Genomic DNA, 15,622 nt, shown 5'->3' on the forward strand with positions numbered 1-15,622 from the left:
AGTGTGATGAAATGACAGAGAAAGATTGGTTAACACATGCAATCCAGCTAGCATCTAAAAGCGTAACTGAACATGACGGTGGGCCATTTGGTGCAATCGTCGTCAAAAATGGCGTTGTTATAGGCGAAGGATTTAATCAAGTGACAACGGATCATGATCCTACTGCCCATGCAGAAGTCGTTGCGATTCGAAACGCATGTCAAAAACTCGGGACGCATCAGCTTGAAGGCTGTGTCGTTTACGCAAGCTGCGAGCCCTGCCCGATGTGCCTTGGAGCGATCTACTGGTCTCGCCCAGACCGCGTATATTTTGCTGCATCGAGAAATGAAGCAGCCGACGCTGGGTTTGATGATGCCGTGATCTATAACGAAATTGAGAAAAAGCCTGAACAAAGAACCATTCCGTTTCACCATATTGAAATGGATGAGAAGAACGAACCTTTTCAAAGCTGGGAAAAGCATAAGAATCGAATAGACTACTAAAAAGAAGGATGTGCACGATGCGCATCCTCCTTTTTAGTAATTTATTATCTTCTCTTCACAAACCGCTGAACATACTTTGATATCGCAAACAGACCAATTGTACAACAAAAGAAAATGATTATGTTAATAAAGATGTCGATCAGTCCATCATCAGGCAGATAAGAAAACAACAAAATAGCTGGAAGAAACAATACTACTTCCCATATGGCAATGCCCTTTAATAAACCTCGTACATCCAACTGATGATTCATCTATCCTTTCACTTCCTTATAGACACAGTCATTCAATAATCCTTCCACTTCTTCATATCGAATACCTTTTCTTATCGCAATTAGATTGGAGAAATTTCAAATTCAAATGACGTTTTACTTGAAAATCATATTTGTACCCTTCCGTTCATAGCATAATGTTGTATCAAAATTCGCGAAGGAGGGGATTGAGATGTCTGAGGGAAATTCAACGAAAGAAGATAATATTGTGAAGAAGACATCAAAAACCGCAAGTGATCTTGTGAATAAATCCGCTGACACAGCGAACGATATTGTGAAGTCAGTTAGCGGAGAAGGCGGTCTTGTAGGAAAAGCTGCTGACGCTTCTACAGACTTTGTTAAGAATGTGAGTAAAGCAGGAAACAAAGTCGTTGGTAAATCTGTTGATACCGCCTCAAATGTATTTAAAGGAGCGTCTAAAAAAGTTTTCGGTAAGAAAAAAGACAAAGATAAAGAGTAAAAAATATAAACGAAAAGGACTCCGAGATTCGGAGTCCTTTTCGTTTATCTATCTTCTAGGGGATCTTAATCATTAGTGGCTGATTGGGGATTTTGACCAGTAATTAAATTACCGTCTACTTGCATGTGATCTGACCAGTTATCTTCTGTAACAAAATTACACGATATAACATAACCGCCCTAGAAAATAAGGCTAGCCAGTATACATTCACTCCCAAAACGTTAAAAGAAGCGTTTGAAGCTGGCGTTCAAGGAGAAGTTGACAACATAGCCATGTATGAGAAATTAGCGGATCTATCAGACCTGCCGCAGGATGTCCAAACCGTAATGACAAGGCTTGGTGATGCCTCAAAAAATCATCTTGCTGCGTTTCAAAATGGCTTTAGTCAGTATGAATGAATAAACGATCCCTACCACTACATTCGTGAAAGGGATCGCTTTGTTCAGCAACCGTTCAATTGTTTCTTCACTAACTTAGAATTAAACACTAAAGAACTTTCTACATCATCCTCCTATGCTTTTCTCTCCATAGCTCGTAGCCATCCTGTAAGCACGACCGCTCCGACAACCATAATTGCTCCAATCCAAGGCGTGTGAATTAGACCAATGGAATCAACGATGACGCCTCCAACAAATGAGCCAATCGCTATTCCAACGTTAAACGCAGCGATATTAAGTGCAGATGCCACGTTAACGGCAGATGGCACATATTTTTCAGCAAGATTCACTACAAGTACTTGCAAACCAGGAACATTCATAAAGGCAAACAAACCCATGAAGAAAATCGAAATGATGCCGGCCACTTTAAATGGAAGGGCTAACGTCATAATTAAGAGAATGATTGCTTGCATTACGAACATCCAAAACAGTGCTTTTAATGGGTTCTTATCCGACGCTTTCCCACCAATGACATTTCCAATCGCTACGGCAACACCATAAACGAGCAAAATCACACTAACAAATTTCACGCTAAGTCCTGTAACATCTTCAAGAAGTGGGGCTAAATACGTAAAGGCAACGAACGTACCACCGTAACCTAGTGCTGTAATCGCAAATGCTAAGAGTAATTTTCCATTCGTTAAGATCTTCACCTGTTCACTAAATTTCGCTGGCGGTGATTCTTTCAAATCTTTTGGCACGAGAATCGCACTTGCGATAATCCCAATCACACCAAGTAGGGCGACACCAAGGAACGTTGCTCTCCAACCAAAGGCTTGTCCAATAAATGTTCCAAGCGGAACCCCGGTTACGGTCGCGACAGTTAATCCTGTAAACATAAAGGCAATCGCACTTGCTCGCTTATTTTCTGGAACAAGGTCTGCCGCAATCGTTGATCCGATTGAGAAGAAAATCCCGTGTGAAAATGCTGTAATAAATCGGGCAACGAGTAGTAAACCGAATGATGTGGATATTCCAGCTACAAGGTTACCAATGATAAAAACGACCATTAATGACATGAGGAGCGTCTTCCGATTCATTTTTCCCGTTAAAGCAGTTAGAACCGGAGCACCAATTGCTACTCCGATGGCGTAACCTGAAATCAATAGGCCAGCAAGTGTAATCGAAATCGATAGGTCATCTGCAATAGAAGAAAGAAGGCCAACAGGAACAAATTCGGTTGTTCCAATTCCAAATGCACTAATCGCGAGCGCTAAAAGGGCAAGAGTACCACTGGATTTTTCTTTCGAATGTGACATTGTATGTGTTTGAGAACTCATAAAGCGAATTCCTCCTTGAAATTTTTTAAGTGCCAAGCAGAAAGACGTCTTCTCTCTCGGCTGTACAACTGATTATGCAGTCTTCCAAGCCGATATGTAAGTACGCACTTTACTGTAATATAGGTACCTTGAAGTGCCTAATGAGTCATAACAAGCTCTCTGCACAAAAAAATCCTGATAAACGGATCCGTTTATCAGGAGCTTCAAATGTATTAACTATTTTTCTTCCGTCTGAAACGCTGTGATGTGTTCAATCGGAACCCCAGCTTCAATGTAACTTCTCACAAGCTTCCAATTCCCTTGTACCCCTTTTCGAAAAGTATCAAAAAAGACACTCCCAGTTTCACTTTGTTTGCCATCTACCTCAATAGAAGCAAAAATAATTGCAAGCATTTCATTTCTTCGAACCGGTGTAACAGCGAGCTTCTTTAGTACCCATTTCGTTCCGTTTTTTTGAAAAGCCGAAAACGCTTGATCCCAGCCTTGAATCGATTCCTCATACCCAAAATCATATAGCTCAGATTGACTTGAGATTTCTCTCGCCTGATAAGTATCGCTTATTTTATACTTTATTTCATCTAACGAAGACTTCCGCCAGCTTGATAGAAAATCATCTAAATATTCTTCAAATCCACTCATATCGCTCATTCCCCTTTCGCTATTCATTTCGATCTATTTTCACCGAATCCTTTCTCACTATTTTCGTACCCTTCATGCAATAGGAACAACCGTAAGAATATGTTATATTACATAAGAAGTGATATTGAAAGGACTAATTGACATAATGAGTAACCATAAAGAATTACAAGAAGAAATAAAGAAGAGACGGACCTTTGCGATCATCTCTCACCCTGATGCTGGTAAAACGACTTTGACTGAAAAACTTTTGTTCCTTGGCGGCCAGATCCGTTCAACAGGAACAGTTAAATCAAGAAAATCTTCCAAGTACGCGACATCAGATTGGATGGAAATCGAGAAACAGCGTGGTATATCTGTTACATCGAGTGTGATGAATTTTAACTATAAGGGACATACGATTAACATTCTGGATACACCAGGACACGAAGATTTCAGTGAAGATACGTATCGTACGCTCCTAGCCGTAGACAGCGTTGTAATGATTATTGATGCTGCAAAAGGTGTTGAGTCTCAAACAAAGAAGCTTTTTAAAGTTGTTAGTGAGCATGGTATCCCCATCTTCACGTTCATTAACAAAATGGATCGTCAGGGCCGTGAACCTTTAGAACTACTTGAAGAAATTGAAGAAGTTCTTGGCATCGAGTCTTACCCTATGAACTGGCCAATCGGTATTGGTCAATCGTTCCAGGGCGTTTACGATCGTCATCAGAAAGCCGTTGAATTCTACGATACAGAAGGCGACAATAAACAGGCGATCCAAATCTCAGATTTAGATGATCCCGTCCTTAAAGAAAAAGCTGGCGAAGATCTTGTGAATCAACTTCAAGAAGACGTCTTGCTACTTGATGAAGCAGGTGCAACTTATAGTGAAGAAGCATTGCAATCAGGGAAGCAGACACCAGTATTTTTCGGAAGTGCGATTTCAAGCTTCGGCGTTCCAACTTTCTTAAATCACTTTCTTGAACTTGCTCCTTCCCCAGCTCCTCGTGAGAGTTCTGAAGGCGAAGTGAAGCCAGATGAAGAAACGTTCTCAGGCTTTATCTTTAAAATCCAGGCGAACATGAACCCTGCTCACCGTGACCGCGTTGCGTTTTTACGAATCGTATCGGGTACTTTTGAAAAAGGGATGGAAGCATGGCTTGAGCGCACAGGTAAAAGTTTGAAACTCTCTCAAGGTCAGCTTTTCTTTGCCTCCTCCCGAGGTAATGTTGAAAAAGCGTACCCTGGAGATATTGTCGGTCTTTATGATTCAGGAACATATCAAATTGGCGACACGCTCGTAGGCTCTAAAAACGTTTATTCGTTCGGAGCTCTACCAACCTTCCCACCTGAGCACTTTGCGAAAGTACGTGCCCAAAAAGCGATGAAGCAAAAACACTTCTACAAAGGTGTGCAACAGCTTTCTGAAGAAGGTGCAATTCAAGTTTATCGTACCGCTCACTGGGATGAAATTGTTATTGGCGTTGTCGGTCGTCTCCAATTTGAGATTTTTGAATACCGCATGAAAGGTGAGTACAATGTTGATATTCAGTTCGATACAATGCCTCACCAGCATGCACGTTGGATTGAAACGGATAACCCGGAAGATAAAGTAGATAGCGTTCGTAATATGCTTGTCTATGATCAGCTAAAACGCCCTGTTCTTCTATTCCAAAATGACTTTGCGCTAAGATGGTTCCAGGATAAAAATCCGGATATTCCATTAAGAGAATCAAGATAAGCCATAAGATACAAAAAAAAGGAGCGTGCATCTGCACACTCCTTTTTAGTTTGCAATCGTTTCTTCTGAACGAGTGCGATGGGTCTTTCCCCACTTCTCCATCTCGTGAAGCAGTGGTTCAAGTTCATAGCCATAAGACGTCAATGAGTATTCAACTTTGGGTGGGATATCATCTGATTCCTCACGATTCACTAACCCATCCACTTCAAGTTCTTTCAAATGTTTAATAAGCGTTTGATGAGGTATGCGCGGAATCACCTTTTTGATCTCGCTAAACCGAAGAGGCTTCTCCACTAATTCTAGCAGCAAAACAGCTTTCCACTTCCCACAGACAACATCAAGCGTCGTTTTCATATCTTCTACAGACCTGTTCAACTTAACCCTGCACCTCCAGGTATATAGTAATATACTTCTTCACAAAACAGTGCATTGTAGTAAGATAAGCATATAATAAATTTATTTTACCACAAGTATACCGTATTGCTAGAAGGGAGTTTCTATGTCCGAACAATATTCTCACTCTATCCATCGCTTAGGACAATCTATATTACAAAACATAGATGATATCACAGCCAACACTAGACATTTAATTGATATGAACACTCAATTACGGAGCCTACCAGGCAACTCTTATACTTTCACTGAACGCATTCTAGTTTCTCTAGGTGAGTCCATTGAAGCAGGAGAAATTTCTTATCCATCTGAAGATCTCCAAAGATTTGAAGAGGAAGAAAACTTCCCTGCTTATTTAGATACAATTTTAATGAGCATAACAGCAATGAAAAAGTCCTTATTGACTTACATGGAAGATCACCAACATACATTTTCTTTGACAGTGTCTGATGTTATTACTATATCGAAATTAATAGATCCCTTGATCGATCATTCGATTAACCTTTTTACCGAAAGCTACCTTGATAAAAAAACTCGTAGCCTTCAGAAACAGTATATTCAAGATGATGCACTAACTGTCCCAATCATTAAAATCTCCTCTAACGTAGCCATTTGCCCGATCATTGGTGAAATTGATGAACAACGCGCGAATCTCATTCTTGAACGCACGTTAATGGAATCAAGTGCGAAGAAAATCCGCTCGCTGATTCTTGATTTATCAGGCGTAGCCACACTTGATACGATGATGACCCAGCATCTCTTTAAAATCGTTGATTCTCTCGAAGTGATGGGTGTTGAAATTATTGTGACAGGTGTAAGTTCTGATGTTGCTATAGGTGTAGTATCACTAGGACTTGATTTGCAATCTCTGACTATCGAGCAGAACCTAGAAGGGGCATTAAAGTCACTAGGAATGTTGGAGCGTTAACCTCCAGCCTGTAAACAATCCAGAAAAGCCGCACCTCTATCCGTGAGATGCGGCTTTTCTAAGTACAATCGCCTTTTCTCATCATGACCGATCTGCACCAAGGTAGAGGGTTTCAATCTTTTCTTCAATGGACTCATTTTTATTAACCTTATATGCACTCGCTTCTTTTCTTGAACTAATAGCTACTTTAAGCGATTGGTCAAAAAAATGAGCGGCTACTCCATCATCAAGGGCGATTCCTGGTTGCATTTGCGCATTATCAATCATTTGATGATAGGCAGGTTTTCGTTCTTCTTCTCCATCAAAGTGGGGACAGCAACTCCCCTTTAGAAACCCAAGACACTTCAGTGACTCGAGCTTATCTCCATACGAATCCGTGAGTCCTTCTTCAAACCAACAGATTGCCCCTGCACTAATTCCAGCTAAAATGATGCCTTTCTCCCAGGCTTTCTTCAATATATGATCTAAGCCCCATTCTTTCCAGAGCACCATTAGGTTCTTGGTATTTCCACCACCAACGTATATTATGTCTTGATTTAATAGAAACTTTTCAATATTTTCACGCGGCTTAAATAGAGACAAATGAGAAGGAATACAGAGCTGATTTTCAAAGAAGGCATAGAATTTCGCTATGTATCCTTCCGCATCACCGCTTGCGGTTGGTATAAAACATATCTTAGGTTTCGTACACTTTGCTTGATTAAGAATGTATGTATCTAAGAGTGGGTTATCCTGTTCCATCGAAAACCCACCGCCTCCCATGGCTATAATTTGCTTCACGTTGTCTCTTCCTTTCCATACGAACGATAAGACTTACTGTGATCATTAATTCCCGATCCAATAGCTTTATTCCTGCAAAAAAAGCTGTGTACCATTCATCAGGTACACAGCTCTTCAACAAATTACACTGCTTTTTGCTGCATCTTTTCTCGTTTTCTCTTTGATAATACTTCCTTGCTTGCTGCTTTAAAGAAGGAATACCCCATAAGGAGGACAACGATTGAAAATGGCAATGCCGCAAGAATCAGCATATTTTGTAGTCCTTGCGTTCCACCGAAGTACACAATAATGGCAGCCATACCGGAAAGCGTTAAGCCCCAGACAATCTTAATCATCGCAGATGGGTTTAATGACCCCGTCGTACTCAGCATACCTAACACAAACGTTGCTGAATCTGCTGATGTAATGAAGAAGATAGCGATGACGAAAATCGTGATAAAAGACATCAGGGTCCCAAGAGGATACTCTTGTAAAACCGCAAATGTGGCTGTCTCAATCGAATAATCCGAAATCGTTGCAATTCCACTCTGCTGAAGATCGAGCGCCGAGACACCAAAGACTGCAAAGAAAATAAAGCAGACAATAGATGGAACAAATAAAACCCCAAGCATAAACTCTTTTATTGTTCGACCTCTTGAAATTCTCGCAATAAAAATCCCAACAAATGGAGACCAAGAAATCCACCAGGCCCAGTAGAAAATCGTCCAGCTATCGACCCATAAGCGTTGATCATTGTTAATCGGCTCAATGTGGAAACTCATATCAAAAAAGTTTGAGATATAACCGCCTAAAGAACCCGTAAACATGTTCATAATGTAAAGCGTTGGTCCTACAATTAGGAGGAGAATCATAAGGGCAAATCCTAGAAGCATATTAATGTTACTTAAATACTTAATCCCTCTTTTTAATCCTGACCATGCGGAGGCAATAAACAACGCTGTTGAAATAACAAGAATCAGCAGCTGTACAGAGAAGTTTGCTGGTGTGTTAAATAAAAATTTAAGACCCTGATTAATTTGTGCAGACCCGAAGCCTAGGGTAGCTGCAACTCCTACCACTGTAGCGACAACAGCAAGAGTATCGATCATGTACCCAAGCGTCCCCTGCATCCTCTTTTCTCCAAACAAAGGGGTTAGCGTAGCGCTAATTAATCCAGGATATCCTTTATGAAACTTAAAATATGCTAGCACGAGAGCAACGAGCGCGTAGACAGCCCATGCGTGTACACCCCAGTGAAAAAAAGAAAACTGTAGAGATTCCTCAATGGCTCTTTCTGTTCCTAATTCACCACTCGGGCTGCTTTTGAAGGCGTGAGAAATTGGTTCTGCAGTTGTCCAAAACACCATCCCCATTCCCATTCCAGCGCTAAACAACATAGCAAACCACGTTGGCAGGCTGAATTCTGGCTTGTCGTCTTTTCCACCGAGCTTAATATCTTTAAATCTAGAGAAAATCAAATAAATACAGAAGATTAGAATAGCCACAATAATTAGCAGATAGTACCACCCAAATCGACTAGATATGTATGTGGTTGCCGTAGATGTTACTTCCTGTAAATGCTCCGGCCAAATAGCTCCCCATAAAACAACGAGCAAACAGACAATAAGACTATACCAAAAAACTAGTGTAGCATTTTTCATTAACTCACCTCTCGTACTAATATTTACTATGTAAAAGTCCCTATCCTTCTAGAAAACTAAACGCTTTACCTTTATTGATAAAACCATTTAATAGGAGAATAAGACAATACGCATTTTGTTTCCATCTACTTAGATGTCGTGTTTTTTCTGCAATTTCCATGTCCCAATTTTACTGATACCCTAATCATCAAAATCTAATCCAGAAATTGTGAAATGAATGAAAATTTATTTCATATCTTCTATTCTTTCACCTCTATCGAATGTAATCTTTCAACTTACAATCATATTTCATAGTATTTTTTCTATCTATCAGCTTCATGTTAAGTTAGTATAGATATATAAGATTTTTTAGATGAATGAGAAAAGAGGTGTATGAAATGATTCATTCTAATATCCCTACCTATACTTCAATAGAAGATGCATCTCAAGATGTCTTAGAGGTTATGAGTAAATTCGTTGGCGTAAATACATTTTTTGTAGCCAAAAACGATAAGACTGATGTTGACATTATTTCCTCATTCAACCGTGATGAAATTATTCTGGAGTCAGGTTTTGAAACCTTATATCGAGATTCCTACTGACAATTCATCGTGAAAGGCGGTCGTGAACCCCTTATTATTGATGATTTAGCAACTCATGATTCAACCAAAGATATGGAAGTAACCAAAGATCTCGGTGGTGGCTCATTAATTGGGGTGCCCATTTATTATAGAAACGGAGATAACTACGGTACTTTATGTGGTCTTGATCTTAAACCATTTCACTACACCCAAGATCACGTTGATTTATTTAAAGCGATGGCCAACCTTCTTGGAAATGTCCTTGAATTAGAAAGAGCGAATACGGAAATCGAATCACTTTCTGTGCCCATCGTTCCCATTTCCGACGAAGTAGCCATTCTTCCGATCATCGGAGACGTTAATGAAGTTCGGACAGAGCGATTAATGGAACGCGCTCTCGCTGAGAGTGCAAAGAACAACCTTGATTACCTCATTTTCGATTTATCAGGTCTAGTTAAGATTCACAGCCAAAGTGCGACGAATCTTCTTAAAATAGGAGACTCTCTTAAGCTCGTCGGTGTCCAAATGATCGTAACAGGGATTCGGCCAGATCTCGCTATAAAAGCGGTTCAAGCTTCAAGTGACTTTGACCAAATTGTTGTAAAATCAAATCTTCAACAGGCTTTGCACTGGATCGGATATAGTTTAATCAAAACATAAAAACAAAGACTGCCAATTGGCAGTCTTTGTTTTTATGTTGATTTCCTTGAATAAGAAACTTCTTCAATCATTGTAAAATCATGCTGTAAACATTCTGAACATTTTCGGATGACTCCTCATTATTATAAAGCCCATATCTCCAGTATTCATGCCAATCGCCTGAGCCAAAAATCGAGAATCCACAGTAAAAGCTAAAATAAAAAGAAGTTTATCCACTTGTTGATAAACTTCCTGTTCGTTAAATCGATTAAGCTGGTGATGGTGCCAAGTTCAAATAGGTATCTTCAATTAGTTGAGGTGGAACCGGCTTGCTGTAGTAATAGCCCTGAATACTATCACAGCCTTTTGCGGATAGAAAATCAGCTTGTTCAATCGTTTCTACACCTTCTGCAATGACGTGCAGTTTTAATTGCTTGCTCATAGCAATAATCGCACTCGTAATCTGGTCAGACTTCACATTTTGCGTTAGCTCATCAATAAAGGACTTATCGATTTTTACTTGATTGATCGAAAAATCTTTAAGATAGCTTAACGAACTATGACCTGTGCCAAAATCATCTATTGAGATACTCACTCCAAGGTCGCGAAGGGATGTGATCATCCACGACGAGCGCGTGGAGTTTTCCATTGTCATACTCTCTGTTACTTCAAGCTCTAACAACGCTGGATCGAGAGAATACTTGTGTAGCGTTTCTTTAATCGTGGTAATTAGTTCATCACTTTGAAATTGCTTGGCAGAAAGATTAACTGAAACACGAAGCGGATAACCGCTCTCACACCATTTCTTCGCCTGTTCACAAGCCATATCAAGCACTTGACGACCAAGTTCGACGATAAGTCCCGTCTCTTCCGCCAGTGAGATGAATTCGCCCGGAAATCGTAGTTCTCCATTTCCAGATTTCCAGCGAACGAGAGCTTCGACACCTGAAAGTGAACCATCCGTACATTTCACCTGGGGTTGATAATGTAAAATGAATTCCTTGTTGATCAGACCTGTTCGAAGCGAACTTTCTTCTATTAATCTCAATTCACTTTTTTGTCCCATGGATGTTGAATAGAATTGGTATTTCTTGCGATTCCGGCCTTTTGCGGAATACATCGCAATATCGGCATGCTTCATCAATGATTCAACGTTTGTGCCGTCCCCAGGTGAAGCTGCTATGCCGATACTTGCCGAAGTGGACAGTTCGTGAGAGCTAACCTGAAACGGCTTTTCAAATGCTTCAATAATCTGATTTGCAAGCTCATCAGGATAGATATGTTTAAATCCATCGAGTACAATTACGAATTCATCCCCTCCAAGGCGCGCGAGAAAACCATATGGGTCCACGCATTTTTGCAGACGCTCGGATACTGCACAAAGAAAAAGATCACCTGCATTATGACCAAGAGCATCATTAATAACTTTAAAACGATCAAGATCCAGCATCATAACAGCTAGATCTGCTGGTCCATCTACTTTCCTAAGGCAGTTCTCTAGGTATTCAACAAATGAACGACGATTTGGTAATGACGTTAAGGCATCAAAATATGCCATCTGATGTGTTTTTTGCTCTGCTTTTCTTTGCTTCGTTATATCTTTTGTAATGGCGTAGATTCGATCAAGACGATCATTTAAATAAATGGGAACAAACGTCACATTTAAATCGTTAACTTCTCCGTCAAACGTAAAGACCTTTGTATTGAAACTGACAGCCTGCCTCGTTTCATGCACCGAAAGAAAATAGTGACTCACTCTCTCTAATTCTTCAATTTCGAAAAAATCCATTGGATTTACATGGCTTAATTCATCTTTTTTTACCCGAAATAGTTTTTCACCTGCAGGATTGAGCGAACGAATTTTCCCATCTACTGTCAAAGTGAGGATCGCATCAATGCTATATGTCAGCAGTGACCGTAAACGATAGTCATTCCCCTTCATCTCAATTGACTGTTTAATCAATTTTCGTTCAGTCACAACACCAAAAATTAAGATCGTTTGAACGCACAACGTACCTACGGCAATAGCAATGGAAAGAGCGGATGTATCTAGCCCCTCTAGAAGGGGTTGATGATGCGCCATGGCCATATAGAAGGTCGCGGCTTCTAGTCCAACATAATGCATCCCTGCAATGGCAATTCCCATAATACTTGCGCTGCCTAACTTTAGTAAAATTAAGTGACGATATTTTTTTGGTCTAGAAAGGGTAAAAGCTAATTTTAACGCTGTAAATGAAGCACCTATTGCGATAAGGGTTGAAAGAATGAGTAGCCATGGATTGTAAACGATAGTGACGTTCTCCATTGCTTCCATACCTATATAATGCATAGCGATAATAGCTCCAGACATAAAGACCGTTCCAACACCTAACCTTTTAATCGTTAGTTCCTTTCCTCCAACTGCGACAAGAGCAATAAAAGATCCAATGAAGGACGCGCAAATAGACAGAGCAACGAGTGGAACATCATAGGTCATTGGCATCGACATTGAAAAAGCAAGCATGCCGATAAAATGCATCGACCATATTCCAATTCCCATTGCGCCTGCCCCACCTATGACCCATACCCACTTGCGAATCCCTTTCGAATAGGAAACTCTACCTGCGAGATCTAGCGCACTATATGAAGCGAAGACGGCGATCACTACCGATAGTAAGACGATCCACCAATTATATTCTCCTGACATTTCAATCATAGTGTTTTGCCTCCGAAGTTATCATAAAAAATTTATATATGACCTTTATCGGCATATGAGAACAATACGTTAAGGTTTTTAGCATACTATCGTCGAATGCCTAGCTTGCTTTTCACATCTTTCAAAAACGGCTCCGCTTTAGCTCTTGCTTTCCTAGCGCCCTCTTCAAGAATTTGATTAAGCTCATCTCTATGAACCATATAGTAATGGTACTTCTCTCGAGGTTCAGCTAAGAAATCATCCATAACATGAAAAAGTTCTTTTTTCGCTTCCCCCCATCCGATCCCTTCTTTGAATTTTTTTCTCATTTCAATCGTTTCGGCATCACTAGCAAATTCTTTATAAAGTGCAAATACCGTTGATGTATCCGGATCCTTTGGTTCTGATGGGTCAGATGAATCCGTTGTAATGCGATTAATTAACTTTTTAAGCTGATCCGGCTCTTCAAACAATGGAATCGTATTGTGATAGCTTTTACTCATTTTTCTTCCGTCAAGTCCAGGAAGTACGGACGTGTTTTTATCGACAATATAGTCTGGCAACGTGAACGTTTCTCCAAATTGAAAATTAAAAGCAGCGGCTATATCCCTTGCGATTTCCACATGCTGAATCTGGTCCTTCCCTACAGGGACGAAATCGGTTTGAAACATAAGAATATCAGACGCCATTAAAATGGGATAAGTGAATACCCCCATATTCACCCCTTCATCCTCCTCTCGATTTCCCTCACGATTTTTCTCCACAATTGCTTTGTAGGCATGCGCCCGATTCATTAATCCTTTAGGGCTAAAACAAGCCAAAATCCACGATAATTCAAAGATTTCTGGTACATCCGATTGACGATAAAGAATCACCTTTGTTGGATCAAGTCCGAGTGCAAGCCACGTAGCTGCAATCCCATACGATAATTCTTCCATCTGCTGCTGATTTCGTATTTTCGTCAATCCGTGGTAATCTGCGACAAAATAAACAGGGTCAAGGTCCTCATTCTTCGCTTGTTTTAAAGCTGGTTTAATCGCTCCAATGTAATTTCCTAAATGAACTCTTCCAGTCGGCTTAATACCTGTTAAGATCGTCTTTTTCATATGGCCCTCCATCATTTTAGACAACACAAAAAGCCTCTCATCCTCTAAAAAGGACGAGAGACCCGTGGTGCCACCTTTGTTCGTTTACAAGCGTAAACGCGCTTACCCTTACAGAATGAAACCTATTTCAATAAGGTGTCTCTTGTATCGGTAAGACGTTCCGCCGAATCCTACTTTACTGTTCAGTTCGGTAGCTCAGAAGCCCATTCATCTGTTGCGCACACTGGTTTCCACCTACCACCAGCTCTCTAAAGTACGGCTCGAGACTACTCTTCTTCTTCATTGCCTGGTTATTTTTTCTTATTCTACCGTGACCCTTATTTGAAATCAATACATTTCCTGATTTTCATTTGAATATTTCTTCTGAATCAGGTACATGATTGACTTATATGCTTATTTCTTCACTTAAATAACATTTACTCTAAAGCATTCTCGCTTTTCGAAAGGAGATCATGATGAACGATCTACACTCATTCAGCTGGTATGCTGCTCGGATTAAGAAACACCTTCCACCTGAAGCATTTAAGCCTGTTCCAGTTCGACTCTTCGGGGGATTTATATATATCGTCATCACATTGACTTGTTTCTTGATCATTGCATCCAACCCATTACCTACCCTCATATCACTTGTCCTTTCATTTATTATTGGCGCTTGCTTTGCCGGACTTGGTTTTCTTGGCCATGAAATTCTACATGGAACCGTTGTAAGAAATGCCTTGCTCCGGGATATTCTAGGCGCAATTGCGTTCTGGCCATTAAGTACTGGCCCAAAACTTTGGAGAAAATGGCACAACCTAAATCACCACGTACATACTCAGCATGATACTAATGATCCAGATGCATGGCCGACCCTTGAACGTATTTCGAGAATGAAAATGTTCAAATGGATTTACGGACTCCCGTTATTTATCCGTTCGTTCTTTGCCTTTATTTCATTAACTGTTCAATTTACCGCCCATTCGATTAAAATGTTTTTTACTTATGTAAAAGAATTTGCGCCCAACAAGCAACGTGACGTTTTTCTACAAATGATTTTGCCCTGGGTAACATGGATCAGCCTTATCTTCGTGTTCGGGATAAGAAATTGGATATTTGCTTATTTCATTCCACTTCTTATCGCAAACTTCATTGTAATGGCATATATTTCAACAAATCACAGATTAAATCCATTAACACCTATTAATGATCCGCTTGCGAACAGTCTCACCGTTACAGTACCAAAAATAGTGGACATTCTTCATTTCAACTTCTCGTATCACACAGAACATCATCTGTTTCCTGGGATGAATCCGAAATATTATCCACTTGTGAAAGAGAAGATTAAAACAATGTGGCCAGATCGATACCACGAGATGCCAATGACAAGAGCCCTCATCACTCTCTGGCATACGCCTCGTGTTTATCATGAACAGACAAATTTAATTGATCCGAGAACGAGTGAGACCTACGGTTCACTAGGTAACAAGCTATACCCAAAATCCATTCTCCCGAAAAAGACAACTGATTAAATGAGCTTGTTCAATCTTTCTATACAAGAAAAGGCTGATTTAAAGTTAATCAGCCTTCTTGCGCATTTATTATTCAACCCGTGCTTCTTCAACAGAAATTCCCTGTT

The 15,622-nt window shown here is 40.2% G+C and carries 16 protein-coding genes and 1 other annotated feature; of the genes, 8 read left to right on the forward strand and 8 right to left on the reverse strand.

Features of this window, described 5'->3' with window-relative positions:
* The first annotated feature begins 11 nt into the window (after positions 1-11).
* Positions 12-482, forward strand: a complete 471-nt coding sequence (locus ABVF21_RS09810) for a nucleoside deaminase (RefSeq protein WP_303530224.1) — start codon at positions 12-14, stop codon at positions 480-482.
* Between the two features lie 44 nt (positions 483-526).
* On the opposite strand, the gene ABVF21_RS09815 is transcribed toward ABVF21_RS09810, so the two are convergent.
* The gene (locus ABVF21_RS09815) at positions 527-733 is read right to left on the reverse strand and encodes a DUF6007 family protein (protein ID WP_303530226.1); all 207 of its coding nucleotides are present in this window, start codon (positions 731-733) and stop codon (positions 527-529) included.
* A gap of 190 nt (positions 734-923) precedes the next feature.
* Here ABVF21_RS09815 and ABVF21_RS09820 point away from each other — a divergent pair, with 190 nt between their 5' ends.
* Both ABVF21_RS09820 and ABVF21_RS09825 read left to right on the forward strand, forming a co-directional pair.
* Positions 924-1,211 carry a hypothetical protein gene (locus ABVF21_RS09820; protein ID WP_303530228.1) on the forward strand — a complete coding sequence of 96 codons (288 nt, stop codon included), beginning with the start codon at positions 924-926 and terminating at the stop codon, positions 1,209-1,211.
* Between the two features lie 272 nt (positions 1,212-1,483).
* Positions 1,484-1,609, forward strand: a complete 126-nt coding sequence (locus ABVF21_RS09825; protein WP_371018131.1) for a hypothetical protein — start codon at positions 1,484-1,486, stop codon at positions 1,607-1,609.
* Positions 1,610-1,722: 113 nt separating this feature from the next.
* Here the strand turns inward: ABVF21_RS09825 and ABVF21_RS09830 are convergent, their stop codons facing one another.
* Positions 1,723-2,928, reverse strand: coding sequence for an MFS transporter (locus ABVF21_RS09830; RefSeq protein ID WP_303530232.1), 1,206 nt, complete (start codon positions 2,926-2,928; stop codon positions 1,723-1,725).
* A 216-nt stretch (positions 2,929-3,144) separates the two neighbouring features.
* A complete protein-coding gene (locus tag ABVF21_RS09835) occupies positions 3,145-3,567 on the reverse strand; it encodes a flavoprotein (protein WP_303530233.1) in 423 nt (140 codons plus the stop codon).
* A 145-nt stretch (positions 3,568-3,712) separates the two neighbouring features.
* On the opposite strand from ABVF21_RS09835, the gene ABVF21_RS09840 reads away from it, so the two are divergent.
* Positions 3,713-5,287, forward strand: a complete 1,575-nt coding sequence (locus ABVF21_RS09840) for a peptide chain release factor 3 (RefSeq protein ID WP_194220458.1) — start codon at positions 3,713-3,715, stop codon at positions 5,285-5,287.
* A 45-nt stretch (positions 5,288-5,332) separates the two neighbouring features.
* Here the strand turns inward: ABVF21_RS09840 and ABVF21_RS09845 are convergent, their stop codons facing one another.
* Positions 5,333-5,662 (reverse strand): winged helix-turn-helix transcriptional regulator, encoded by a 330-nt coding sequence (locus ABVF21_RS09845; RefSeq protein WP_242057336.1) that lies wholly within the window; start codon positions 5,660-5,662, stop codon positions 5,333-5,335.
* Positions 5,663-5,786: 124 nt separating this feature from the next.
* Between ABVF21_RS09845 and ABVF21_RS09850 the strand changes: the two genes are divergently transcribed.
* On the forward strand, positions 5,787-6,608 hold the full coding sequence (locus ABVF21_RS09850; RefSeq protein WP_303530235.1) for an STAS domain-containing protein: 822 nt from the start codon (positions 5,787-5,789) through the stop codon (positions 6,606-6,608).
* Between the two features lie 81 nt (positions 6,609-6,689).
* Here ABVF21_RS09850 and ABVF21_RS09855 read toward each other — a convergent pair whose 3' ends face one another.
* A complete protein-coding gene (locus tag ABVF21_RS09855) occupies positions 6,690-7,388 on the reverse strand; it encodes a Type 1 glutamine amidotransferase-like domain-containing protein (protein WP_371018132.1) in 699 nt (232 codons plus the stop codon).
* 122 nt (positions 7,389-7,510) lie between these two features.
* A complete protein-coding gene (locus ABVF21_RS09860) occupies positions 7,511-9,028 on the reverse strand; it encodes a BCCT family transporter (protein ID WP_194220455.1) in 1,518 nt (505 codons plus the stop codon).
* A gap of 377 nt (positions 9,029-9,405) precedes the next feature.
* Here ABVF21_RS09860 and ABVF21_RS09865 point away from each other — a divergent pair, with 377 nt between their 5' ends.
* Together ABVF21_RS09865 and ABVF21_RS09870 are read left to right on the forward strand one after the other, a co-directional pair.
* A complete protein-coding gene (locus tag ABVF21_RS09865) occupies positions 9,406-9,609 on the forward strand; it encodes a hypothetical protein (protein WP_194220454.1) in 204 nt (67 codons plus the stop codon).
* A gap of 9 nt (positions 9,610-9,618) precedes the next feature.
* Positions 9,619-10,248, forward strand: coding sequence for an STAS domain-containing protein (locus tag ABVF21_RS09870; RefSeq protein ID WP_242057335.1), 630 nt, complete (start codon positions 9,619-9,621; stop codon positions 10,246-10,248).
* 247 nt (positions 10,249-10,495) lie between these two features.
* Here the strand turns inward: ABVF21_RS09870 and ABVF21_RS09875 are convergent, their stop codons facing one another.
* Both ABVF21_RS09875 and ABVF21_RS09880 read right to left on the reverse strand, forming a co-directional pair.
* A complete protein-coding gene (locus ABVF21_RS09875; RefSeq protein WP_371018133.1) occupies positions 10,496-12,922 on the reverse strand; it encodes an EAL domain-containing protein in 2,427 nt (808 codons plus the stop codon).
* Between the two features lie 86 nt (positions 12,923-13,008).
* The gene (locus ABVF21_RS09880) at positions 13,009-14,007 is read right to left on the reverse strand and encodes a tryptophan--tRNA ligase (protein WP_194220452.1); all 999 of its coding nucleotides are present in this window, start codon (positions 14,005-14,007) and stop codon (positions 13,009-13,011) included.
* 46 nt (positions 14,008-14,053) lie between these two features.
* Positions 14,054-14,299 (reverse strand) — a binding site (T-box leader).
* 163 nt (positions 14,300-14,462) lie between these two features.
* Here ABVF21_RS09880 and ABVF21_RS09885 point away from each other — a divergent pair.
* Positions 14,463-15,515, forward strand: coding sequence for a fatty acid desaturase family protein (locus ABVF21_RS09885; RefSeq protein WP_303530246.1), 1,053 nt, complete (start codon positions 14,463-14,465; stop codon positions 15,513-15,515).
* Positions 15,516-15,622 lie beyond the last annotated feature (107 nt).

The organism is Pseudalkalibacillus sp. JSM 102089 (assembly GCF_041366475.1).
GTDB lineage: Bacteria > Bacillota > Bacilli > Bacillales > Guptibacillaceae > Guptibacillus > Guptibacillus hwajinpoensis_B.

Excerpts from the sequence above, each read along its gene's own strand:
- ABVF21_RS09820 (WP_303530228.1), top strand. The coding sequence starts at position 924 with ATGTCTGAGGGAAATTCAACGAAAGAAGATAATATTGTGAAGAAGACA.
- ABVF21_RS09810 (WP_303530224.1), top strand. The coding sequence starts at position 12 with ATGACAGAGAAAGATTGGTTAACACATGCAATCCAGCTAGCATCTAAA.
- ABVF21_RS09830 (WP_303530232.1), bottom strand. The coding sequence starts at position 2,928 with ATGAGTTCTCAAACACATACAATGTCACATTCGAAAGAAAAATCCAGT.
- ABVF21_RS09880 (WP_194220452.1), bottom strand. The coding sequence starts at position 14,007 with ATGAAAAAGACGATCTTAACAGGTATTAAGCCGACTGGAAGAGTTCAT.
- ABVF21_RS09850 (WP_303530235.1), top strand. The coding sequence starts at position 5,787 with ATGTCCGAACAATATTCTCACTCTATCCATCGCTTAGGACAATCTATA.
- ABVF21_RS09835 (WP_303530233.1), bottom strand. The coding sequence starts at position 3,567 with ATGAGTGGATTTGAAGAATATTTAGATGATTTTCTATCAAGCTGGCGG.
- ABVF21_RS09885 (WP_303530246.1), top strand. The coding sequence starts at position 14,463 with ATGAACGATCTACACTCATTCAGCTGGTATGCTGCTCGGATTAAGAAA.
- ABVF21_RS09840 (WP_194220458.1), top strand. The coding sequence starts at position 3,713 with ATGAGTAACCATAAAGAATTACAAGAAGAAATAAAGAAGAGACGGACC.
- ABVF21_RS09875 (WP_371018133.1), bottom strand. The coding sequence starts at position 12,922 with ATGATTGAAATGTCAGGAGAATATAATTGGTGGATCGTCTTACTATCG.
- ABVF21_RS09860 (WP_194220455.1), bottom strand. The coding sequence starts at position 9,028 with ATGAAAAATGCTACACTAGTTTTTTGGTATAGTCTTATTGTCTGTTTG.
- ABVF21_RS09825 (WP_371018131.1), top strand. The coding sequence starts at position 1,484 with ATGTATGAGAAATTAGCGGATCTATCAGACCTGCCGCAGGATGTCCAA.
- ABVF21_RS09815 (WP_303530226.1), bottom strand. The coding sequence starts at position 733 with ATGAATCATCAGTTGGATGTACGAGGTTTATTAAAGGGCATTGCCATA.
- ABVF21_RS09865 (WP_194220454.1), top strand. The coding sequence starts at position 9,406 with ATGATTCATTCTAATATCCCTACCTATACTTCAATAGAAGATGCATCT.